The sequence below is a fragment of the Kribbella jiaozuonensis genome (assembly GCF_005233875.1).
Lineage (GTDB): Bacteria > Actinomycetota > Actinomycetes > Propionibacteriales > Kribbellaceae > Kribbella > Kribbella jiaozuonensis.
On sequence record NZ_SZPZ01000003.1, the window covers coordinates 419,550 to 441,566 of the forward strand.

The window sequence follows — 22,017 nt, forward strand, 5'->3', positions numbered from 1 at the left end:
CCTAGGTCAACTGATGCGTCAACCAGTTGACGAACGGCCCAGCCGGAAATCGACTCAGACGGTCAGCTGCCCGAAGCGGAGCATGCCGGTGGCGGCGTCCTGCTCCGGCGGCAGGTACACCCGCTGGATCGCGACCACGATCGCCTCCGCGATCACATCGCGGAAGGCCGGGTCGGCCAGGCGGGCGGAGTCGTGCGGGTTCGTGACGTACCCGATCTCGAGCCGGACCGCGGGCATCTTGGTCCGCCGCAGCAGGTCCCAGGTCTTCTCATGGGTACGGCAGTCCAGCAGGTCGGTCCGCGCGACGATCTCGCGCTGCACGAGGCCGGCGAACTGCTCGCCGACGCTCGACGAGGCGCCGTGCAGGTCGTTGCCGTAGTAATACGTCGCGACGCCCTGCGCCTCGGGGTTCATCGAACCGTCGGCGTGCAGCGAGACGCACAGGTTGGCGTCGGTCTCGTTCGCGAAGGCGGCCCGGGCCAGCTCGTCCGGCCCCTGATCGCGGCCCCGCGACAGATACGCCCGTACGCCGGTGGCGCCGAGGCGGCCCTCGATCCGGGCGGCCAGGTCGTAGGCGATGTCGGACTCGCGCAGGCCGTAGCCCTCCCAGCCGTAGTCGAATCCGCCGTGGCCAGGGTCGATCACCACGGTCTTGCCGGACAGCCGCGGTCCGGCGGCGCGGACGGCCTCCCGCGCACGGAGCGCGTCGGGCCGGCCGCCGGTGGCCATCGGGCGGATCCGCTGCAGTGCCTTGAACGTCGACGGACCACAGGTCCCGTCGCCGGGAAGCCCCATGTTGCGCTGGAAGTCGGTCACCGCGCGCTGGGTGTCGGCGCCGAAGATCCCGTCGATCCGGGCGACGGCGAACCCGAGCTCCTGAAGCTTCGCCTGCAGAGCGAGTACGTCGTCACCGGACAGCGGATGCGACGGAACGTACGTCAGCAGCCGGTCGCCCAGCCGCCACCGTGCGTCGTCGATGGCCCGATAGGTCTGCGGGCCGACGATCCCGTCGATCATCAGCCCGCGTTGCTGCTGGAACCCCCGGACAGCGTGCGCGGTCGCCTCGTCGTAGACGTCATGACCGCCGGCCAGCAGCCCCAGCCGCTGGAGCTTGCCGACGATCTCGGCGACCGCCTCACCGCTGTCGCCGATCCGGTACACGCCGTGCGGGCCAGACGGTGACACTGCCATGCAACTGCTCCTTGCCGTGGCGGACGGGGGGTCCTGGGTAGATCAGGCAGTGAAGTCTGCCAGCTCCTTCAGCAGGGCAGCCTTCGGCTTCGCGCCGACGATGGACTTGGCCAGTTCACCGTTCACGTACACGTTGATCGTAGGGATACCGGTGACCTTGTAGTTGCTCGGGGTGACCGGGTTCTCGTCCACGTTCATCTTCAGGAACGTGAGCTTGTCGCTGTGGTCCTGCGCCAGCTCCTCCAGGATCGGCGAAACCTGGCGGCACGGGCCACACCACTCGGCCCAGAAGTCCACCAGCACCGGCTTGTCGCTCTTCAGCACGGTCTGGTCGAACTCGGCGTCGGTGACGGCGTTCATGTTCTCGCCCATGGGCGTATCTCCTTCAGTGGTTATGAGTCAGGTTCAGACAGAGACAGGCTCGGTGGTGGCGGCCGCGTGCTCCGCGTCCTCCAGCGTGGCCAGGTAGCGCTCGGCGTCCAGGGCGGCCGCACAGCCGGTGCCGGCCGCGGTGATCGCCTGCCGGTAGGTGTGGTCCACCAGGTCGCCGGCGGCGAACACACCCGGCAGGTTGGTCTGGGTGCTGTCCGGCTTGACCAGCACGTACCCCTCGTCGTCCAGGTCGACCTGGCCCTTGACCAGCTCCGAGCGCGGGTCGTGCCCGATCGCGATGAACAGTCCGGTGGCCGGCAGCTCACGGGTCTCGCCGGTCTGGGTGTCCTTCAGCGTCAGGTGGCTGAGCTTGTCCTCACCGTGGATCTTGTCGACCGCCGAGTTCCAGTGGAACTGGATCTTGTCGTTGGCGTGCGCCCGGTCGGCCATGATCTTCGAGGCGCGCAGCTCGCCGCGGCGGTGCACCAGGTGCACCTTCTTGGCGAACTTGGTCAGGAAGGTGGCCTCCTCGACGGCGGAGTCGCCACCGCCGACGACCGCGATCTCGTGGTCACGGAAGAAGAACCCGTCACAGGTCGCACACCAGGACACACCGTGCCCGGACATCCGGTCCTCGTCGGCCAGGCCGAGCTTGCGGTAGCCCGAACCCATGGCCAGGATCACGGTCTTCGCGCGGTGCTCGACACCGGCGGAGTCGGTGACGACCTTGATGTCGCCGGTCAGGTCGACCTTGGTGATGTCGTCCGGCACCAGCTCGGCGCCGAAGCGCTCGGCCTGGGTGCGCATCTCGTCCATCAGGGCCGGGCCCATGATGCCCTGCGAGAAGCCCGGGAAGTTCTCCACCTCGGTGGTGTTCATCAGCGCGCCACCGGCGGTCACGGAGCCTTCGAAAACCAACGGTTCCAGTGCCGCGCGAGCGGCGTACACGGCGGCCGTGTAACCGGCCGGGCCGGAGCCGACGATGATGACGTTGCGAACTGTGGAGTCGCTCATTCAGGCGTTCCTCGGGGAGTCGAGATTGGTACGTCGTACTCAACGGATCCTAGAGGCCGTCCATTCCCACGGTACCCACCCCGTCAGGGTGGGTCGTCATCGATTGCGCAGTGTCACCGTCGTGTCGTAGAACGGGCTCGCAACGCCGCCCGGCTCGCTACATCCGGTGACCGCGAAGACCTGGATGTCGCGCGGTGAGCCGCCTTGCAGACCGATGATCGTGGCCCGCTTGCCGTCGATCTTGGCGGGCTGGACCAGCCGGACGTTCGGGTTCGGCCGGGCGGACGCGAACGTCCGCGCGCAGGCCTGCTCGGCCGCGGAACCGTGCATGATCGCGCCCGGGTTGTGCTCGAGCCACTGCTGGATCTGCGGGCCGAGGTCGTTGGTGGTGGTCGTCACCGCATCCGCGGGCGGGGAGTTCTGGTCGGTGCTCGCCGCGCCGTCACCGGCATTGTCCTTGGTCGCGAACACCACGCCGACGCCGATCGCGGCGATCAGTACGACGCCGGCCGCCGCGCCGAGCAGCTTCGGCAGGTGGCGGCGGGGCTCCTCACGGATCTGGGCCAGCGAGTGCACACCGACCGTCGAGGCACGTAGCACCGACTCCGACACGATGACGGCGTCCAGGTGCTCGGCGACGTCGGTCGGCATCGGGATGTCGGCGCGGCCCTCCTCGGCCAGATCCTCGGACAGCTTCACGAGGGCGTCGTACGTCTGCTGGCACTCCGGGCAGGCCTTCACATGCTCACGAGCGCGGTGCGCCTCGGGGGCAGGCAGCAGGTTCTCGATCAGATCGGCGATCGTGTCCGTATCCAGGTGCTCGAGGTGCTCACTGGTCGGCAGACCGGATTCGGTCATCGGGGCTCGCCTCCTCACAGGAGGTATGCGGCGGCGTGATCATATGAAGCTCCGGGTCGAAGGCAGGTGCAGTCGGGTCGCCAGAGGCAGGCGACCTCGCTTCGACGGTGTACCCGTTCATTCGGTTCCCACCGCTTCCGCGGCGGATTTCTCCGGTACGTCGGACTCCCGGGTCGTCTGCCAATGCCGCAGTAACGGGAGCAGCTTGGCGCGGCCGCGCGCGCAGCGGGACTTGACCGTGCCCGGGGCGCAGTCGAGGATCGCTGCCGCCTCCTCGATCGAGTAGCCCTCCATGTCGACCAGGACCAGCGCGGCGCGCTGGTCCTCGTTGATCTGCTTGAGCGCGTTGAGCACGTCCAGGCGGCGCTCCCGGACCTCGGCCGGGTCCTCCTCGGACGGTCCGGCCAGCTCGGCCGCGCGGTCCTCGTCCTCGGGGAGCGGGTCGGCGGCCCGCACCTGACGGCGGCGGATCCGGTCCAGACACGCGTTCACCACGATCCGGTGCAGCCAGGTGGTCACCTTCGCGTCGCCGCGGAACGAGTCGGCCCGCCGGAACGCCGAGATGAACGCCTCCTGCAGCGCGTCGGCCGCCTCCTCGGGCTCACCCAGCGTCCGGATCGCGACCGCCCACATCCGGTCCCGGTGCCGCTTGACCAGGAACCCGAACGAGTCCGGGTTGCCGGCCACGTGCATCCGCAGCAGTTCGTGGTCGTCGAGCTGGTCGTAGCTCGTCGGCGCACCGGAATGAGCAGCCGGATTCACCGGCTCGCCGGCGCCGATGCGCGGGACGTCCGGGCGGGGCGGCTGGTCGCCCGAGTCCAGGTGGGCCGTCATTTCTGGATTGAGACCTCCGAGATGATGCCCCGGAATCCGCCGTCGGCCTTCGGCAGCTTGGTCAGGTACACCAGGACGTACCGCGAGGTGGTCGGCGACTGGGGAGTCAAGGTGACCGTACCCTCCGGCTGGTCCGCCTTGGTGTCCACCGCCTTCCAGCCGCTCACCGAGGTCGGCGACTTGGTGGTGTCGCCCTTCGGGACCATCAGCTGGATGCTCGTGTCGTCACCCTGCAGCGCGACCGCCACGCTCGCGATCGACGTGTTCGTGCCGAGGTCGTAGACGATGCCCACGCCGGGCTTCGTGCCGCCCAGGTTCGGCTTGTTGTGGTACGTCTGCGTCTGCCAGGTCGTGCTGGCCTTGCCGTCGTACGTGTTCGGGACGTCCTCGTGGTGCTCTTCGCCGTTCCCGCCGTCGGCCTCCGGGTCGAAGTCCTTGGCGGCGACGATCTTGGCCGGGCCGCTGGTCGCCGACGGCGTCGTGCTGGTCTGCGGCGGGGCACTGCTCTTCGCGCCGCCGCTGTTGCTGTCCTGGTCGTTGTTCATCGCGCCCTTGAGCAGGAACTGCGCCATCGCGATCACCGACAGCAGCGCGAGGATCGCGAGCAGGATCAGGATCCGGCCGCCCCAGGAGCCCTTCGGCTTCGGCTCGTCGTGCCGGCGCCGGCCGTTCCCGTTCGACGGCGGGGGAGTCTGGCGGCGGACCGGTCGCGTCTCGGCGGCGGTGTTGTACGCCGGCTGCGGCGGGCGGTACCCGTTCTGCTCGGCGTCGTACGTCGGCTGCGGGTTCGGGTCGAGCGCCGGCGGGCCGGCCGGCGGCATGGCCTGGGTGGCGTCGTCGATGCTGCCGTTCTGCCGGGCGACCTGGACCGTCTCGTCCATCTGGTTCGGCGGCTCGTGCGAGCTGCCGACGACTCCGGACAGCGCGGCGGACAGGCCGGCCGCGCTGGTGATCGGCGGGGCGTGGTGCCGGGGCGGATCGCCCAGCAGGCGGTCGCTGATGTCGTCGAGCGAGCGCGGTACGCCGGCTCGCACCTGGCGTGGGCTCAGCAGGCGGCCGTGCTCGACCGGCGCGGGCTGGAGACCCCAGGCCGGCGCCGGACCGGGCCAGCGGCCGGTCAGGGACGCGAACAGCAGCTCGCCGAGCGAGTGCACGTCTTCCTCGGGTGAACCCGCTCCGGACGACCGCAGCGCCGCCTCGGTGGCGACACCGACGACCTTGATCGCTCCGGCGTCGGTGATGATCACGGTCGCCGGGCTGATCGCTCCGTGCGCGTAGCCGGTGCGGTGCAGGTTCTCCAGCGCTTCGGACACCTCGCGGGCCAGCCAGCCCGCCTGCTGGCCGGTCAGCGGGCCGGTGCCGAGCATGCGCTCCAGGGAGCGTCCGCCGGCCCATTCGCGGACGCAGTACGTCACGCCGTCGTGCATGTCGCAGTCGAGCACCCGCAGGAAACGCGGATCGTTCGCGGCGGCGGCCCGGCGCGCGGCGTCGAACAGCAGGTTCGTCCGCGGATCACCGACCGGCAGTACGTCGACGACGACCGCGCGGCTGAGGACCTCGTCCACGGCCCGCCACACCCGCGCCCCGTCGATCTCTGCCAGCAACTCGGCGATCCGGTACCGCCCGGCCAGCAGGGCACCAGGACTCACGGTCTGGTTCGACACGGTGTCTCTCGCCCTCCTTGATGCCCCAGCGGCCCTTTCGCAGCCCCATGTTAGTGCCCCGTCGCCGGGACACGTGGTGCACGAATGCACAAGCGTTCCGGTTCAGCGGCGTACAGGCAACTTCGATGTGACCATGGACACCACGTCGTTCACTTCGTGGATACGGAGTACCCGGGACACTGCGGCGTACACCGGGAGCATGACGGCCGCCGCGATCACCAGTTCGAGGATGGCGCCGAGCGGTCCGGACCAGTCGATTGCCAGGCTCAGCGCCCAGATCACCAGACGCGCCGTACCGACGCCGGCCACCGCCGCGATCACCATCGCCAGCAGCGGGAGCCCGATCCCCGCACCGGGCACCCGCGGCACCCGCCGCCGCAGGACCGGCCGGGAGATCAGTACGGCGACCAGATAGGCGAGCGCGTACGCCGCCCCGAGCACCACGCCGCTGAACCGCAGGTGCTCGGCGTCGAGCAGCACCCGGACCCCGATCACGGCCGCGGCGATGTTGGTTGCCGCGATCACGCATTGCAGGAAGAACGGGGTCTTGGTGTCCTCGAAGGCGTAGAACGTGCGGAGCTGGAAGTACTGCACGGTGAACGGCACGATGCCGAGCGCCAGCGTCATCAGCGTGTACGACATCAGCGTCAGGTTGTTCTTACCCGAGCCGTACCCGGCGATCAGCGTGACGATCGGATACGCGAACGCGATCATCGCGGCCGCAGCCGGTACGACGATCGCCAGCGTCTGGCGGATCGAACGCGCCGACAGTTGGGCCACCGCGGCGGTGTCGCCCTCGGCCGCCAGCGCCGACATCTGCGGCAGTGCGGCGGTCGCCAGCGAGACCGTGACGATGCCGTGCGGCACCAGGATGATCAGCATCGCCGTGCTGTACGCGAACAGACCGGCCTTCGCACCCGGGTCGTCCGACGCGCTACCCGCGATGGCGAGCTGCGTGACCACGACGAGCGTCACCTGGTTCACGGCGACGAAGAGAACCGTCCAGAGGCCCAATCGGGCAGTGTGCCCCAGACCGGTACCGCGGAGGCCGAACTTCGGCCGATAGGTGTGCCCGCTCGCTTTCAGGTACGGCAGCAGCACCAGCAGCTGGACGGCGATGCCGATGGTGTGCCCGAGCCCGAGCAGCAGCTCCTCGCCGCGGCTGTACGTCGGAGGCGTGTCGCCGACCCGGTAGACGAACAGGAAGATGACGATCGAGGCGCACGCGACGATGTTGTTCGCGATCGGCGCCCACATCATCGGACCGAACCGGCGCCGCGCGTTCAGCACCTGACCGACCAGCACGAACGCGCCGTAGAAGAAGATCTGCGGCAGGCAGAGCCGGACGAACATCACCATGTTCGCCTTCTCGGTCATCCGGGACGGATCGTGCAGCTCCTTCGGCAGGTACAGCTCGGCGATCGCCGGCGCCAGCAGCACGCACCCGACGGTGACGACGGCGAGTACGACGAAGCCGAACGTCAGCACCCGGTTGGTGAAGTCCTGACCGCCGTCGTCGTGGTTCTTGATCGCGCGGACCAGCTGCGGGACCAGGACGGTGTTGAACACCCCGCCGGCGAGCAGGATGTACAGGCTGTTCGGAATCGTGTTCGCGGCGGTGAAGATGTCGCCGCGCAGCGCGGTGCCGATGGCGGCGGCGAGCAGCGCGATCCGGATGAATCCGAGCAGGCGGGAAAGCACCGTTCCGGCTGCCATCACCGCCGCGGATCGCAGGGTGCGGTCAGCCATCCTTCGAACCGACTCCTTCTTTCAAGGACGCATCCGGAGCCGCAGCTTCGGGTACGCCGTTCGCCGCGGGGCGATCGTGGGCGGGATCAGCGGTGTCAGTGGACTCGGCGACCTCACTGGCCTCAGTGGCCTCGGCGGCGGGAGTCGGGTTGCGGCGCTCGGTCCGGATCCGGCGGTAGATGCGGACGAACGACGTACCGAACAGGAGGGCGCAGGCGGCGCCGACCAGGACCCAGCCGACGCTTCCGTACTGGCTGGCCTGGATCAGCAGCTCCTGGGACTTGCCGACCGACTGGCCGCCCGCGGTGACCACCTGGGCGTTGGCCCGGATCAGACCGTTCTGCTCGGCGCTCGCGGTGATCCGCGGGGTCCACTTCTGCCGCGGGCCGAGGATGGCGCTCTGCGGCGGCGTGATCTTCAGGTCGGACCGGTTGGCCGCGGTCACCTGGATGCCGACCCGGACCGACCACTCGGTGTCGTTGGTGATGGTCAGCGGGAACGTGCCCTTGCTGCCGGCCAGGTTGACCTTGATCTCCTTGCGCAGCCCGCGGTCGACGCTGGCGTTGACCAGGTGCACCTTGCCGAGCTGCTGGTTCGCCGATCCGAGCTCGATGGCGGTGAAGTGCCGGGCCTCTTCCGGATAGCCGTTCCAGCCGGAGGACGTGGACCGCAGCAGTGCGTGCGTCATGACTTCCGGCAGCGCGTTCTCGTCGACGAGCAGGGCCTGCATGGTGCTGGTCGCGGCGTCGAGGTCGCGGATGCTGCTCAGGTGCGACTCCGTCAGTACGCCGTTGTTCTGGCCCGCCTTCGGAGCTCTGACTGCCTGTGGCCGGGGATTGCTCGCCACGACCGTGCTGACGTCGGTGGCCTTGATCCAGGGCAGCGACAGACTGGCGGCCAGTTGCGCGGTGGCAGCGCCGTCGGTGTCCCAGCCGCGGGGTGGCAGGACGACGACCGACGAGGTGCCCTTGCCGCTCGCGGCGATCAGCGCGGTCTCGGCCGCGAACCGCTGACGGACCTGCAGCGGGCTGGAGGCCGTCTCCGGGTCGGGGCCGCCGTCGGTGAGGGCGGAGTTCGCGATGACGGTACGGACGGAGGTGTCCGGACCCGGCGTCGTCACGTCGTACACCGGGGTCGTGGTGAGCACGGGCCGGGTCGCGGCGGACCACGAGGAGCTGCTGACCAGGTTCAGGTCGCTGGAGCTGGCGCCGGCGAAGCCACCCGAGGCAGCGCCGAGGTAGCGGCCGGCAGCGGCGCCGCCCTCGAGCCACAGGCCGTTGGTGAACGACGGCGGCACGTTCACCGAGGTGGCGGGCAACGCGTAGCCCTGAGTCGCCTTGCGGGCATCGGCGACGAGCTTCTTCAGCGGCTCGCCCGAATCGAGCAGGCCGGCCACATCGGGGTCGCCGTACGGCAGGAGGACGACCTGGTTGCCCGCGGCCCGGGTGGCGTCGAACTCCTTGAGCCACGTCGTCGCGACGGTCACTCCGGCGCCCTGGGTGGTCTGACCGTTCTGACCGACGATGACGTAGCCCTTGGTCATCTGCCGGATCTCGTCGAGCATCGCGGGGTCGAGCAGCCAGGTGACCTTGTGCGCCTTGCCCAGCGCGAGCAGGCGGCCGAGCGAGCCGGTCGGCGCGAGCGACTGGGCCAGGGAGTCGTTGGCGAAGTTCTTGCCGCCGAGCTGGGTCGGGCGGTGCCGCAGCGGGATGACGAGCGCGGTGTCGACGGTGCGGGTCAGCGGCGTCGTACCGGCCACCGGCATCAGCGTGCGGGCGCGGCCGGCCATGATCCGGGCGCTGTTCGGCGGTTCGCCGCGGAACGTGACGCCGACGACGTACACGCCGGTCTGGTCGTTGATCCGCCATTCCTTCCACGGCACCGTCAGCGTGAACTCGACGGTCTGCTTCGGCGCCAGCGGCTGGTCGAACGGCTTGAACGTCTGCGGGTCGTTGGTCAGGTTGCTGCAGCTGTCCCGGTCGTTCATCGGGGTGTTCTGCTCGGTCGGGATCGCGTCGACGGCGGCCGTGCTCGCGAGCCGGGTGCGGTCGATACAGGCCAGCGCCTGCGGATCGTTGAACGTCACCGAGCTGGTGTTCGTCACCCGGCCCTTGATCACCACCGGCTGGCCGGGTCTGGGAGCGACCGGGCCGAACGAGTCGATCGTGACCTGGACGGTCGGATCGTCGGCCGGAGCGGCGTCGGCCGGAGCGCCGAGAGTCGCTGCCGAAGCAGCAACCAGCAGGCAGGCTCCCGCCACCGCAGAGAGCCTCAGTCGCCGTCTGAACACGCCGTCACCGTAACCTAGTTCCCCGTGTCACCATTTGCCGACCAGTCAGGCTCTGCCGGATCGTTGCCCGCAGTGCAGCGACGAGCCGTCCAGGCCTTGCTGCAACTCGCTCCGGTGGTCGACGAACTGGGCTCCCGGTTCGATGCCGCCGGCCATGAGATCGCCCTGGTCGGCGGTCCTGTCCGGGACATTCTCCTCGGCCGGGGGAGCAAGGATCTGGACTTCACCACGTCAGCACACCCCGATGTGATCGAGCGGTTGCTGTCCGGGTGGGCGGACCATGTGTGGGACATCGGCAAGGCGTTTGGCACCATCGGTTGTCGTAAGGGCGAGTGGGTCCTGGAGATCACGACCTACAGGTCGGAAACCTACGATCCCACCTCGCGCAAGCCCGAGGTCGCGTACGGCGACAGCCTGGAGGGCGATCTGGCCCGCCGGGACTTCGCGATGAACGCGATGGCGGTCCGGCTGCCGTCGCGGCAGTTCGTCGACCCGTACGGCGGGATCACCGACGTCGCGAACAAGGTCATCCGTACGCCGGGCACGCCCGAGGACTCGTTCTCCGACGACCCGCTGCGGATGATGCGCGCGGCCCGGTTCGCCGCGCAGCTCGGGTTCACGCCCGATCCGGCGGTGGTGGCCGCAATGACCGCGATGGCCGACCGGATCACGATCGTGTCCGCGGAACGGGTCCGCGACGAGCTGGAGAAGCTCATCTGCGCCGACCAGCCGCGGATCGGGCTCGATCTGCTGGTGTCGACCGGGCTGGCGAAGTACGTGCTGCCGGAGCTGCCGGCGCTCAAGCTGGAGCGGGACGAGCACCACCGGCACAAGGATGTGTACCAGCACTCGCTCACCGTCCTCGATCAAGCCATCGACCTGGAATCCCGCCTGTCTGTTCCGACGCCCGATTTCGTCGTTCGGTTCGCCGCGCTCATCCACGACATCGGGAAACCGAAGACGCGGAAGTTCGAGGACGGCGGAAAGGTGACGTTCCACCACCACGACGTGGTCGGGGCGAAGCTGGCCCGGAAGCGGATGAAGGCGCTGCGGTTCAGCAACGAGCAGATCGAGCAGGTCAGCAAGCTGATCGAGCTGCACCTGCGCTTCCACGGGTACGGCGACGGCGAGTGGACCGATTCCGCCGTACGGCGTTATGTCCGCGACGCCGGCGACCAGCTCGAGCGGCTGCATGTGCTGACCCGGGCCGACTCCACGACCCGGAACAAGCGCAAGGTCGAGATGCTCCGGGCCGCGTACGACGACCTCGAGGCGCGGATCGCCCGGCTGCAGGAGCAGGAGGAGCTCGATGCCCTGCGCCCCGATCTCGACGGCAACCAGATCATGGAGATCCTGGGCATCCCGCCGGGCCGCGAGGTCGGCGAGGCGTACAAGTTCCTGATGGAGCTCCGCCTGGACGAGGGCCCCCTCGGCGAGGACCGCGCCCGCGAGGAGCTGCTGCGCTGGTGGTCCGCGCGCTCCTGAGCCCTCGTGGCGCGGCGGTCCCGGGCAGTACGGTCGGGAAATGGTGTGGCTATATCTCACCGTGGGCGCGGGGGTTCTGATCGTCGTCGGCGGTTACCTCCGGGCTCGGGGTGCGCCGGCGCGAGCGGCAGCGGGTGCGATGAAGCGAATGCGCGACCTCGTGACCGAGGACGTAGAGCAGCTCGGCGCAGAACTCGACACTCTGGACGGCGTCACGGCCGATCCGCATTACGTGCAGGCACAACGGGCCTACAAGTCAGCTCGGGCCGCGCTTGCGCAGTCGCAGGAGATCGAGACTGTGGCCGAGGCGGTCACGGAGGGGAACTACGAGGTCGCCTGCGTGCGGGCCCGTCGTGACGGCCGGGAGTTGCCGGAAGAGCGGGTGCCTTGCTTCTTCGATCCGCGGCACGGTCCGTCGACCGCCGACGTGCTGTGGACAGAGCCGGGCGGTGGGCGGCGGAGGCTGCCGGCCTGCACGGGCGACGCGGAGCGGATCAGCGCCGGGGCGGAGCCGTTCGTCCGCACCATCGACTACGACGGTGTGCAGGTCCCGTACTGGGAGGCGGACACGGGTGCTTACGGGCGGGCCTACTTCGCCACTGACGAGCACGCGCTTGCGGTGTTCGCGGCCGAGCAGGATCCGAGCGAAGGCGGAAGCCACACCGCGGGCTAGATCGTCTGTGGGAGTTGGGTTGCGTATGCCCGGGCGATCAGGTCGGCTGATTCTGGGTGCGGTTCGTAGGTCGTGTCGTTGATCGAGGCGACGGGCAGCGCGGGGTCGATCGAGTTGGTCAGGTACGCCGCGTCGTACAGCTCGGGGGCTGTCACCGGTGCTGTCGTGTAGGTGGGCAGGCCGCGTTGGAGGATCTGCTGGCGGATGCCTTGGAGGATCGGGGCGGACGGGAAGACGATCTCGGTGCCTCGTGCGAAGCAGATGTTCCAGATGGAGGCTTCGGAGATCTCGCCGGTCCGGGTGCGGAAGAGGGCGTCGTCGTACCCCTCCTTCTTTGCTTTGTGGGCGTAGTAGGTGAGGTCGAACGTGCCGGTGTGTTTGAGGTGCGGGACCGCTCGTTCGTGCTCGTAGGTGACGAGGCGGACGGGGTCTGTGGTCGGTGCAACGGGTGGGCCGACGCGCACGAGTAGGTGGAGGCGCGTGGTGGCGAAGACGTTGACGCGGATCGAGAGGTCGCCGGAGCCGGCCTCGTCGACGGCGGCGCGGAGGTCGGTGCGGACGCGGTCGGCGGGCATCGGTTCGTCGAAGACCTCGCGGGTGCTGCGGTCCAGCCGGTCGAAATGCAGGTCGAGGCCGTCGACGCGGCCGTCGCGGACCTGTAGCGAGGTGAAGTGGCCGAAGGTGGTTGCGCGCAGCAACACCGGATCGACCGCGCGCAACAAGGCGCCGTCCAGCAGCAAGAAATCGGTCACGCACTCTTAGGTCCTCTCGGGTGGTCCATCGCCTACTGCGGGGCACTCGGCACGGCACCTCGCCGCACGGGTGCAAAGGCCACGATGCTCCGCATCGAGACCTTCACCCCCGCGCGGCGATGCGCCGCACCGAGCACCTCCTCGCTACGGCGCTGAACCACCCGAGAGGACCTAGTCTCGCGGTGTGGACGTATGGAGCATCATCGGGTGGGGCGGATCCGCGCTCGTCGTGTGGTCGTTGCTGCAGACACGGATCCTGAGGCTGCGGATCCTGAACCTGGTCGGCTGTGTGATCCTGGTCGGCTTCAACGCCGCGGTCGGCGTCTGGCCGATGGTCGGGATGAACGCGGTGCTGGCGGTCATCAACGTCGTACATCTGTGGCGGCTGCTCCGGCACCGGCACGACGAGGCGGCGTACCAGGTGCTCGAGGTCGACAAGACCGACGCGTACCTCGGTTACGTCCTGGATCGGCACGCGAAGGACATCACCCGGTTCAACCCGGGGTTCACGCCCGGGGTGAGCGAGTACGCGTTCCTTGTCCAGCACGACGACCGCACCGTCGGCGTGGTCCTGGCCCACGACGCCGGCACCGGCCGCGCGCAGATCGACCTCGACTACGTGGTCCCGAAGTACCGCGACTTCACCCCCGGCGAGTTCGTCTACCGCCGCAGCGACGTCTTCACCGACCACGGCTTCCAGCAGGTCCTCGCCCCGCCGCGGATGCTCGACTCCACGCCGTACCTGAAGAACCTCGGCTTCCGCCGCGAGGGCGAGCACGTGGTGCTGAACCTCTAGAGATCCTTCGCGAAGCAGAGCGAGACCGGCTCGTGCTCGAAGGGCGGGTACGGCGGGGTCGGCCGGTAGCCGTGGTTCGTGTAGAGGGCTATCGCCTCGGCTTGTTTGGTGCCGGTCTCCAGACGCAGGCGGGTCAGGCCGGTGGAGCGGGCCTGGGATTCGACGGCGGTCAGGAGGATGCGGGACAGGCCCCAGCCGCGGGCGGTGGGGACGACGTACATGCGCTTGATCTCGCCGAGGTTGGGGGCGACGGGTTGCAGGCCGACGCAGCCGACCGGAGTTCCGTCGAGGGTCAGGAGCGTGAAGGCGATGTCGGGGTGGAGGGCGACGAGCGGCTGGTCCTCGCCGTACATGGCGGCGAGCTCGGCCTGTTGAGCGGTGACCAACGCCCGGACGGCGTGGTCCGTCGCGGGTGCTGCCTGCAGTTCCACTCCCTCGATCAGCATGAATCGGACGGTAGCAAGATGGCGTGACGCTGCTGTTTCCATTTCCTCTCTGTGATCTGATGACCGGGTGAGGTCACTGGTCGAGATCGCCACGGGGGTACGTGACGGGTCGCTGGACCCGGTGGAGCTGGTTGAGGACGCGCTGGCGCGGGCTGCCGATGCGGCCGAGCTGAACGCTGTTGTGCATCTGGATGTGGAGGGTGCGCGCAAGGCGGCGGCTGCGCACGACCGGACCGGTGCGCTGGCAGGTGTTCCTGTGCTGGTGAAGGAGATCGTCGAGGTCGAGGGGCTTCCGTACCGCTGTGGTTCCGCGTCGATGGACGAGCTGGCTCGCAAGGACGCCGAGGTCGTACTGCGGTTGCGCGCGGCCGGGGCGATCATCGTCGGGCTGTCGCACACGCACGAGTTCGCGTACGGCTGCACAGGTACGTCGAACCGCGTCGGCCCGTGCCGGAACCCGCATGATCCGTTGCGGATGACCGGCGGCTCCAGTTCCGGGTCAGCTGCTGCGGTGGCGGCCGGCGTGGTGCCGCTCGCGATCGGGACCGACACTGCGGGCTCGGTGCGCATCCCCGCTGCGTTGTGCGGGGTTGTCGGCTTCAAGCCGTCCTACGACACCATTCCGGCTGACGGAGTGTTCCCGCTGTCGCAGTCGCTCGACCATGTAGGCGTATTGACCCGCACTGCCGCCGACGCTGCCTACGCCCTGTCCGCCCTCGCCGACGTGCGCAGTGTGGACCTGGCCGCGCCTCGCCTCGGTGTGGCCGCCAACCCCGAGTACGGCGCTCTCGGCCCGTGGTCTGACGCATTCGAGTTGGTCGACGTACAGCTGCCGGACTGGTCCCACAGCTTCACTACAGCTGCGAACCTCCAAGGCCCTGAAGCGGTGGCGAATCATGCAGCCCGTTCCCAGGACCGGTATCAGCCAGATGTCCAGCAGCGGCTGCGTGAGGCTTCGGCCGTGCAGCCGGCGGACTATGCGCGGGCGCAGGAAGACGCGGTGGCGATCAGGCGAGAGTTGGACGCCGTGCTGCAGCAGGTGGACGCGGTGCTGACTCCGACCGTGCTGACGACTGCACCGCTCATCTCCGAAGCGGCGACGCCCGACGGCGGGCTCGAAGTACGCAAGCAGTTGCTGAACAACACCCGCCTGGCCAACCTCACCCGGCACGCCGCGGTCAGCATCCCGGTACCGACCGACGGCCTCCCCGTCGGCTTGCAGATTATTGCTGCAAGCAACGAGAAGGCCGCCGCGGTCGCGTGCTGGCTCAGCGATAGATTCGAAGGTCAGCCAGGCTCCACCAGTTAGCCGCCGAGCCCGTCGAGGTCACGCGCACATAGCGCGCACGCGTCGGCCGTAGCTCGACCGTCGTGAGCTGGCCGGTGGACGCACCGGACGCAACGGTCTGCCAGCTCACACCATCCTTGCTGACAGCAACCTCGTACCCGCGCGCGTAGTCGCCGGCGTTCCCGCCACTGTCGAGCGCAACCTGACGGAACGTCTGCGTCTTGCCCAGATCCACCTGCACCCACTGACCGAGCGCCTGCGCCTCCTTGCTCTGCCAGACCGTCGAGCCGTCCTGATCGGTCAACAGGCCAGCATCCGCGCCGTTCACACTCGCCGTCGCACCTGCAACAGCCAACTGCTGCGGTACGTCGGTCGCCACCCGACCCCACGTGTACGTCGCGATCGCGCCGCCAGGCAGCTCGTAGTCGAACGTCTTGTCGCCCACCGCGACCGTGAAGCTCCGCGGGTCGTCGTTCTCGTTGTGTACGAGGAGCGCCGTCGTACCGTCCGAGTTGCGGAACGCGGCGGACATCAGCTGCCCGTTCCATCCGGTCGTCCCGTACGACGTACTCCCGATCCGCACCGCGCCCGGCTTCACGAACTTCGACAGGTGGCCGATCGTGTAGTACTCCGCATCGGTCGTGACCGTCCCGTCCGGCTGCAGCGTGACCAGGCCGGTGCAGGTGTCACAGCCGCCGAGGTGCGGGCCGCCGGTCGAGTCGAGCGCGATGTTCCAGTTGACGACCGACTTGGCCCAGTTGCGCGTCGTACCGAGCATCAGCGTGCGGGCGTGCCACGTCAGCGTGCCGCGGAAGATCTGCGGCGGGGTGTCGGTCGGCCCGTGCGAGCCGGAGCATTCGGTGAACCAGATGCCCTTCGACGGGAACGCGTTGTGCAGATCGGTTTGCTTGGACGGATCGCCCGAGTAGCAGTGGTACGCCGTACCCGCGATCCATTTGGCGGCCGAGGTCTGGAGCAGCTTGTACGGGTAGTCGGTCTCCGGGTCCTCACCAGGCGGGGTGGAGGCGATGTCACCGGGGTGCGTGGTCCAGTTGTGGTCGTAGCCGAGGATCTTGGTCCGCGGGCTGGCCTTCTTGAGCAGCGGTCCCAGGGCGGTGATGACCGCTGCTTCCTGCCGCACCGGCATGTCGGTGCCCGGGTACGCGCTCGGCTTGCGGTTCTGCGGCTCGTTCTGAATCGAGAGGAAGTCGACCGGTACGCCGGCCTTCGCGTACGCCTGGACGAACTTCACCAGGTAGCGCGCATAGGCGTCGTACACCTTGGGATCGTCCTTGAGCCGAGTGCCGACGAGCGTGTCGCCGGTCTTCATCCACGCGGGCGGACTCCACGGCGTCGCCATCACCTTGAGTTGCGGGTTGAGTTGCTTGGCCCGTCGCAGCAACGGCAGCACCTGCTGCTGGTCGTGCGCGATCGTGAAGTGCTTCAGGCCGAAGTCGGTCTGGCCGGCCGGCACGTCGTCGTACGTGTAGTGCTCGGCCGCGGCGGTGAAGTCGGACGAGCCGACCGGCTGGCGCAGGAAGCTGACGCCGATCCCTTGGCGCGGGTCGAAGAGCTTGCGCATCGTCTGCTCGCGATCGGCCGGGCTGAGCTTGTACAGCACGCTCGCGGACGAGTCGGTGATCGAGGCGCCGAAGCCGTCCATGGTCTGGTACGACGTCCGCGGGTCGACCGTGATCGTGGTCCGGTCGCTCGCTCCGTCGTGGAAGGTGACGGGCGCGCGCTGGTGCAGCAGCTCCGCGCGGTCCGGCGTGGTGACCCAGACATTGACCTGGGTCGTCGGGGGGTGGGCCTGGGCAGGCCCGGTGAGTGACGCCACCGTGAGAGCAAGGGCGACGCCGAAGGCGGGTGTTCTCATCGCGCTCCTCAGGGATGAAACAAACGGCCTCAGGACACGCCCGCTGTAGACCACTGTCAAGGTCTGGGAGCGTAGGTCTAGAGTGCTGAGCGTGAAACAAAGCGATGTAACAAATGCCGCGCGCTAGAGCGACCATGCGCGACGTCGCGGCCGCGGCCGGGGTGTCGCTCGCAACCGTGTCCCGTGTGGTCAACCAGGTCGGCGGCATCGCGCCGGAGACTCGCCGGCTGGTCGAGCAGGCGATCGAGGAACTCGGGCTGCCCGCGCCCGTGCCCCGGGGTGGTACGCCGAAGCCGGTCGAGGGCGCCGTCTACGTGCGCTGCCCGTACTTGCTGACCGACTACTTCGGCCTGATCGTCTCGTCGATCGCGGAGACGCTGGACCGGCACGGCCGGCAGGTGATCCTCAACGCAGGCGAGGCCGCGCAGCACGATCCCGTCCTGCCGCACCTGGCGTCTCGCCGGGGCGTCGGCGGCGCCGTACTCATCCTTCCGCCCGAGCCGAGCGAGGACCTGGTCCGGCTCAGTTCACGTCGTTTCCCGTTCGTGGTGGTCGATCCGCGGACCGCATTGCCGCGGGACATCCCGTCGGTCTCCGCGGCTCACCACTCGGGCGCCCGCCAACTCACGGCCCACCTGACCGCGCTCGGCCATACCCGCATCGGCGTCATCGCAGGCCCACGCGAATGGCTGGCCGCCGATGCGCGCCTCAGCGGTCATGCCGCCGCGCTCGCCGACGCCGGGATCCTCCCCGATGCATCGCTCGTCCGCCACGACCAACCGACCACAGTGCACGGCTACCGCGCTGCGCTCTCCTTGCTCGAGCTCGACCCGCGACCGACCGCGCTGGTCGCCTTCAACGACAAGGCTGCGATCGGCGCTCTTCAAGCCGCGACCGAGAGCGGCCTGTCCGTCCCGGGCGATCTCTCCGTCGCCGGCTTCGACGACCTCGATCTCAGTCGCGCGACGACGCCTCAACTCACGACGGTCCGCCAGCCGTTGCAGGAGATGGGCCGGATGGCCGTCAGCCTCCTGACCCGCCTGCTGGACCGCCACGAGGTCGAAGCGCTGCACGTCGAGCTCGCGACCGAGCTGATCGTCCGCGGCAGCACGGGCTCACCCCGCTAGCGCTCGCGGAGACGTGCCGCGCGGTTGCGGAGGTAGCGCTGCTCGGGGGTGTTCGTGGTGAGTTTTGCCGCTGACAGGTAGGTATCGGCCGCTTCCCGGTGATCGCCCCGCAGCTCGAGGAGATGCGCCCGGACGGCATGGAAGCGGTGGCCGCGGAGCGCGCGCTCGTCGGTCGCCAGCGTGTCGAGGAGCCGGATCCCGGCCTCGGGGCCGTGCACCATCGCGGTCGCGACGGCCCGGTTCAGCCGGACGACCGGACCGTCCAGCAACGGTTCGAGCAAGTTGTACAGGGCAAGGATCTGCCGCCAGTCGGTGTCCCGGGCCGTCTTCGCCTCACTGTGGAGGGCGGCGATCGCGGCCTGCAACTGGTACGGCCCGAGTGCCGTCGTACGCATCGCCCGGGTGATCAGCTCGGTGCCCTCGCGGATCGCCGCGTGATCCCAGCGCGAGCGGTCCTGCTCGTCGAGCGCGACGAGCGCACCGTCGGCCGCCGTACGCGCGGATCGGCGAGCGTCGGTCAGCAGCATCAGGGCCAGTAGTCCGGCCGCCTCACCGTCATCGGGCAGCAGACCGTGCAGCATCCGGCCGAGCCGGATCGCCTCCCGGGACAGGTCGGCCCGCGCGAGCTCGTCGCCGGCTGTACTCGTGTAGCCCTCGTTGAAGATCAGATAGAGAACCTGCAGTACGGCGGCCAGCCGCTCCTCGTAGTCGTCGGGCCGCCGGAACGGTTGTCCCCGCAGCTTCTGCTTCGCGCGGCTGATCCGCTGCCCGATCGTCGCCTCGGGAGTGAGCAGAGCGGCGGCGATCTCGCTCGTGGTCAGGCCGCCGACCGCTCGAAGCGTCAAGGGGATCTGAGACGCGGCCGGCAGCGCCGGGTGGCAGCAGAGGAAGAGAACGGTCAGCGAGTCGTCGGTCGTGCTGACCGGTTCCGGAGCGACATCCGGCGTACGAACGGCGTCCTCGCGGTGGCGGCGGGATTCCTCGTTGCGCAACAGGTCGATCAGTCGCCGGGAGGCGACCCGGATCAGCCAGGTCCGTGGCTCATCCGGGACGCCCTGCTCGGGCCACCGTTGCGCGGCGACCAGGAGCGCCTCCTGGACCGCGTCCTCACACGTCTCGAAATGGCCGTACCGGCGGACCAGTGCGCCGAGCACCTGCGGGGCGAGGCCGCGCCACAGCTCCTCCATCGTCAGCTGTCCGGGCGGACGTCTTCCGGTCCGGCCATGATCGGCCGTACTTCGACCGTCTCGCCGACAGCGTCGACGATCCGGGCCGCGATCGCCATCACCCGGTCGTGGCTGTCACAGTCCACGATCGCGAAGCTCGCCAGGACCTCCTTGGACTCCGCGAACGGTCCGTCACTGGCAACCGGTCCGGCCGCGGTACGTCGTACCGTGCGGCTGAGCGCCGGATGGGCCAGGCCTTCGGTGCCGAGCAGCTCGCCGGTCGCGGTCAGCTCCGCCGCGAGGTCCTCGTAGAACTTGCAGGCCGCGAGGAACTCCGGGCTGTTCACGTCGACCGCGTCCCAGTCGGTCTGGTCGCCGTACGCGAGAAGCAGGTACTTCATCGGTCACTCCTTGAGGCAGCGGTCCGGACCATGGTGGCGTGGTAGCCGCCGCCCGGGTACACCCAGTCTCCGGTGAGGCGGTTGCCGTCGTCGGTGAAGACGCCCTTGAAGTGGCCGGGCGAGCCCTTGAAGCCGCCCCAGATCGTGAGCTCGTCGCCGGCCAGCTCGTAGACGTAGTCCAGTGTGTTGCCGTCGGCGTCGTACACGCGCGACTTCACCTCCGTCCCGCGCTCCCCGCCGAACGGGTGCTCGTAGCCGATGATCTCGGTCATCCGTACTTCGTGGCCGTCGTGATCGAGGCGGCCGCGCTGCACCAGGAAGTGGCCGCCGTCCAGCCATTCGAAGGTCGTCGTACCGGTCGCGCCGCCGCTGACGTCCCAGGTGCCGACGAGGCGGCCGAGGCGCTGCAGTTCGTTGCTCATGTTGTTGGTCATGCTGCTACCTCGAAGCCGGGCAGCGGCTTTCGACAGGTTCGGGATGTTCAAATCCGGCCAACAGGCAGTGCGCGAAACGGCTCGGTTGTGGCAGGTTTTAGACATGAACCTTCGGATCGGCATTGCCGGGATCGCCATCGAGTCCAGTACGTTCTCGCCGCATCGGGCCGGGCTGGCCGATTTCGACGTACGGCGTGGGGACCACCTGATGGAGCGGTACGAGTTCCTCGGGAAGGAGTGGGCGCAGGGGATCGAGTGGGTCCCGCTGCTGCACGCGCGCTCGCTGCCGGGCGGCGCCGTACTGCCGGAGGTGTACGACGACCTGTCGGCCGAGATCGTCACCCGGACCGAGGCGGCCGGTGAGCTGGACGGGTTCTTCTTCGACATCCACGGCGCGATGAGCGTGGTCGGGCGGCAGGACGCGGAGGCCGATCTGGCGACGCGGATCCGCGCGGTGATCGGTCCCGACGTACTGATGTCGGCGTCGATGGACCTGCACGGGAACGTGTCGCGCGAGCTGGGTACGGCGGTGGATCTGATCACCTGCTACCGGATGGCGCCACACGAGGACGCGATGGAGAGCCGCGAACGGGCGTTGCGCAATCTCGTGGAGCGGCTGCGCTCCGGGCTGGGGAAGCCGGGGAAGGCGTGGATCCAGGTGCCGGTGCTGCTGCCCGGCGAGAAGACGTCGACGCGCCTCGAGCCGGCCAAGTCGATCTACCACCGCGTCGGCGAGATCGCGGACGAGCCCGGGGTACTGGATGCGGCGGTGTGGGTCGGGTACGCATGGGCGGACGAACCGCGGTGCCGAGCTGCTGTTGTTGTGACTGGTGATGATTCTGCTCTGATCACTGCGCGCGCTGCTGAGCTGGCTGCTGCGTACTGGGATGCGCGCGACGGGTTCGAATTCGTGGCGCCGACGGGGACCTTGCAGGAGTGCGTATCCGCAGGTCTTGCCAGCACCGCCCGCCCGTTCCTGATCAGCGACTCCGGCGACAACCCGACCGCCGGCGGCGCGGGTGACACCTCGTGGACGCTCGGCCAACTGCTCGCGATCGAGGAGTTGACCTCAGGCAAGGCGACGGCGATCCACGCCAGCATCACCGACCCCGCAGCCGTCGCCGCGTGCGTCGCGGCCGGCGTCGGCAATTCCGTTGAGGTAACCGCAGGTGGCAAGGTCGACAACATCCCGGCAGGCCCGGTCCCTATGTCCGGCACAGTCTTCTCGATCTCCGAGGACCCGGTCGGCGGAACAGTCGCGGTGGTGAAGGTCGGCGGCCTCCACTCGATTCTCACCACCCGCCGCAAGCCCTACCACCACATCGCCGACTTCACGTCGTTGGGCCTCGACCCCTCGGCGACGGACCTGGTCATCGTGAAGATCGGGTACCTCGAGCCCGAGCTCTACAACCTCGCGGCCGACTGGCTCCTGGCCCTCACCCCCGGCGGCGTAGACCAGGACCTCCTCCGCCTCGGCCACCACGGTGTACTCCGCCCTCTGTTCCCCTTCGACCCAGACATGTCCACCCCAGACCTCACCCCCGAACTCCTCCCCAACAGCTGACAGCCCCCGCGGGCTACGCAGGCGCTCCGCTCGTCAC

General features: G+C 69.0%; 20 protein-coding genes. 6 read left to right on the top strand and 14 right to left on the bottom strand.

The features are described from left to right. Positions 1–54: 54 nt before the first annotated feature. The 8 genes from FDA38_RS21685 to FDA38_RS21720 form a co-directional block, all read right to left on the bottom strand. Positions 55–1,191 carry an N-acetylmuramoyl-L-alanine amidase gene (locus FDA38_RS21685; protein WP_137255919.1) on the bottom strand — a complete coding sequence of 379 codons (1,137 nt, stop codon included), beginning with the start codon at positions 1,189–1,191 and terminating at the stop codon, positions 55–57. A 42-nt stretch (positions 1,192–1,233) separates the two neighbouring features. Further along, positions 1,234–1,563, bottom strand: coding sequence for a thioredoxin (trxA, locus tag FDA38_RS21690; RefSeq protein WP_137255920.1), 330 nt, complete (start codon positions 1,561–1,563; stop codon positions 1,234–1,236). 33 nt (positions 1,564–1,596) lie between these two features. Next, positions 1,597–2,577: a thioredoxin-disulfide reductase gene (trxB, locus tag FDA38_RS21695; protein WP_137255921.1), complete on the bottom strand. Its 981-nt coding sequence runs from the start codon at positions 2,575–2,577 to the stop codon at positions 1,597–1,599. 96 nt (positions 2,578–2,673) lie between these two features. Further along, a complete protein-coding gene (locus tag FDA38_RS21700) occupies positions 2,674–3,435 on the bottom strand; it encodes a hypothetical protein (protein ID WP_137255922.1) in 762 nt (253 codons plus the stop codon). A 117-nt stretch (positions 3,436–3,552) separates the two neighbouring features. Then, complete coding sequence (gene sigM, locus FDA38_RS21705; protein WP_233714839.1) at positions 3,553–4,269, bottom strand: RNA polymerase sigma factor SigM; 717 nt, start codon at positions 4,267–4,269, stop codon at positions 3,553–3,555. Continuing rightward, positions 4,266–5,933, bottom strand: a complete 1,668-nt coding sequence (locus FDA38_RS21710) for a protein kinase family protein (RefSeq protein WP_137255923.1) — start codon at positions 5,931–5,933, stop codon at positions 4,266–4,268. Before FDA38_RS21710 ends, sigM begins: the two co-directional genes overlap by 4 nt. A gap of 102 nt (positions 5,934–6,035) precedes the next feature. After that, positions 6,036–7,682 (bottom strand): murein biosynthesis integral membrane protein MurJ, encoded by a 1,647-nt coding sequence (gene murJ / locus FDA38_RS21715; protein WP_137255924.1) that lies wholly within the window; start codon positions 7,680–7,682, stop codon positions 6,036–6,038. Further along, entirely contained in the window at positions 7,675–9,972 is a 2,298-nt protein-coding gene (locus FDA38_RS21720) for a hypothetical protein (protein ID WP_137255925.1), read from the bottom strand. The genes murJ and FDA38_RS21720 overlap by 8 nt, the downstream gene beginning before the upstream one ends. Before the next feature lie 63 nt (positions 9,973–10,035). On the opposite strand from FDA38_RS21720, the gene FDA38_RS21725 reads away from it, so the two are divergent. Together FDA38_RS21725 and FDA38_RS21730 are read left to right on the top strand one after the other, a co-directional pair. Beyond that, positions 10,036–11,457 carry a CCA tRNA nucleotidyltransferase gene (locus FDA38_RS21725; RefSeq protein ID WP_137256707.1) on the top strand — a complete coding sequence of 474 codons (1,422 nt, stop codon included), beginning with the start codon at positions 10,036–10,038 and terminating at the stop codon, positions 11,455–11,457. 40 nt (positions 11,458–11,497) lie between these two features. Next, positions 11,498–12,130, top strand: coding sequence for a hypothetical protein (locus tag FDA38_RS21730; protein ID WP_137255926.1), 633 nt, complete (start codon positions 11,498–11,500; stop codon positions 12,128–12,130). Here FDA38_RS21730 and FDA38_RS21735 read toward each other — a convergent pair. Further along, a complete protein-coding gene (locus FDA38_RS21735) occupies positions 12,127–12,882 on the bottom strand; it encodes an aminotransferase class IV (RefSeq protein WP_137255927.1) in 756 nt (251 codons plus the stop codon). The two genes, FDA38_RS21730 and FDA38_RS21735, sit on opposite strands and share 4 nt — an antisense overlap. A 184-nt stretch (positions 12,883–13,066) precedes the next feature. On the opposite strand from FDA38_RS21735, the gene FDA38_RS21740 reads away from it, so the two are divergent. Next, positions 13,067–13,678 (top strand): YgjV family protein, encoded by a 612-nt coding sequence (locus tag FDA38_RS21740; protein ID WP_137255928.1) that lies wholly within the window; start codon positions 13,067–13,069, stop codon positions 13,676–13,678. Here the strand turns inward: FDA38_RS21740 and FDA38_RS21745 are convergent. After that, complete coding sequence (locus FDA38_RS21745) at positions 13,675–14,124, bottom strand: GNAT family N-acetyltransferase (protein ID WP_137255929.1); 450 nt, start codon at positions 14,122–14,124, stop codon at positions 13,675–13,677. The genes FDA38_RS21740 and FDA38_RS21745 overlap by 4 nt on opposite strands. A gap of 67 nt (positions 14,125–14,191) precedes the next feature. Here FDA38_RS21745 and FDA38_RS21750 point away from each other — a divergent pair, with 67 nt between their 5' ends. Continuing rightward, positions 14,192–15,433, top strand: a complete 1,242-nt coding sequence (locus FDA38_RS21750) for an amidase (RefSeq protein ID WP_233714840.1) — start codon at positions 14,192–14,194, stop codon at positions 15,431–15,433. On the opposite strand, the gene FDA38_RS21755 is transcribed toward FDA38_RS21750, so the two are convergent. Further along, positions 15,393–17,288 (bottom strand): discoidin domain-containing protein, encoded by a 1,896-nt coding sequence (locus FDA38_RS21755; RefSeq protein WP_137255930.1) that lies wholly within the window; start codon positions 17,286–17,288, stop codon positions 15,393–15,395. The two genes, FDA38_RS21750 and FDA38_RS21755, sit on opposite strands and share 41 nt — an antisense overlap. Positions 17,289–17,422: 134 nt before the next feature. On the opposite strand from FDA38_RS21755, the gene FDA38_RS21760 reads away from it, so the two are divergent. Beyond that, positions 17,423–18,415, top strand: a complete 993-nt coding sequence (locus FDA38_RS21760) for a LacI family DNA-binding transcriptional regulator (RefSeq protein WP_233714841.1) — start codon at positions 17,423–17,425, stop codon at positions 18,413–18,415. On the opposite strand, the gene FDA38_RS21765 is transcribed toward FDA38_RS21760, so the two are convergent. From FDA38_RS21765 to FDA38_RS21775, 3 genes are read right to left on the bottom strand one after another with little or no spacing between them, the layout of a single operon-like run. After that, on the bottom strand, positions 18,412–19,602 hold the full coding sequence (locus FDA38_RS21765) for an RNA polymerase sigma factor (protein ID WP_137255932.1): 1,191 nt from the start codon (positions 19,600–19,602) through the stop codon (positions 18,412–18,414). The two genes, FDA38_RS21760 and FDA38_RS21765, sit on opposite strands and share 4 nt — an antisense overlap. Positions 19,603–19,604: 2 nt before the next feature. Continuing rightward, complete coding sequence (locus FDA38_RS21770; protein WP_137255933.1) at positions 19,605–19,982, bottom strand: YciI family protein; 378 nt, start codon at positions 19,980–19,982, stop codon at positions 19,605–19,607. Further along, the gene (locus FDA38_RS21775; RefSeq protein ID WP_202877782.1) at positions 19,979–20,416 is read right to left on the bottom strand and encodes a hypothetical protein; all 438 of its coding nucleotides are present in this window, start codon (positions 20,414–20,416) and stop codon (positions 19,979–19,981) included. The genes FDA38_RS21770 and FDA38_RS21775 overlap by 4 nt, the downstream gene beginning before the upstream one ends. A gap of 103 nt (positions 20,417–20,519) precedes the next feature. Here FDA38_RS21775 and FDA38_RS21780 point away from each other — a divergent pair, with 103 nt between their 5' ends. Continuing rightward, entirely contained in the window at positions 20,520–21,980 is a 1,461-nt protein-coding gene (locus FDA38_RS21780; protein ID WP_170989830.1) for a M81 family metallopeptidase, read from the top strand. Positions 21,981–22,017 lie beyond the last annotated feature (37 nt).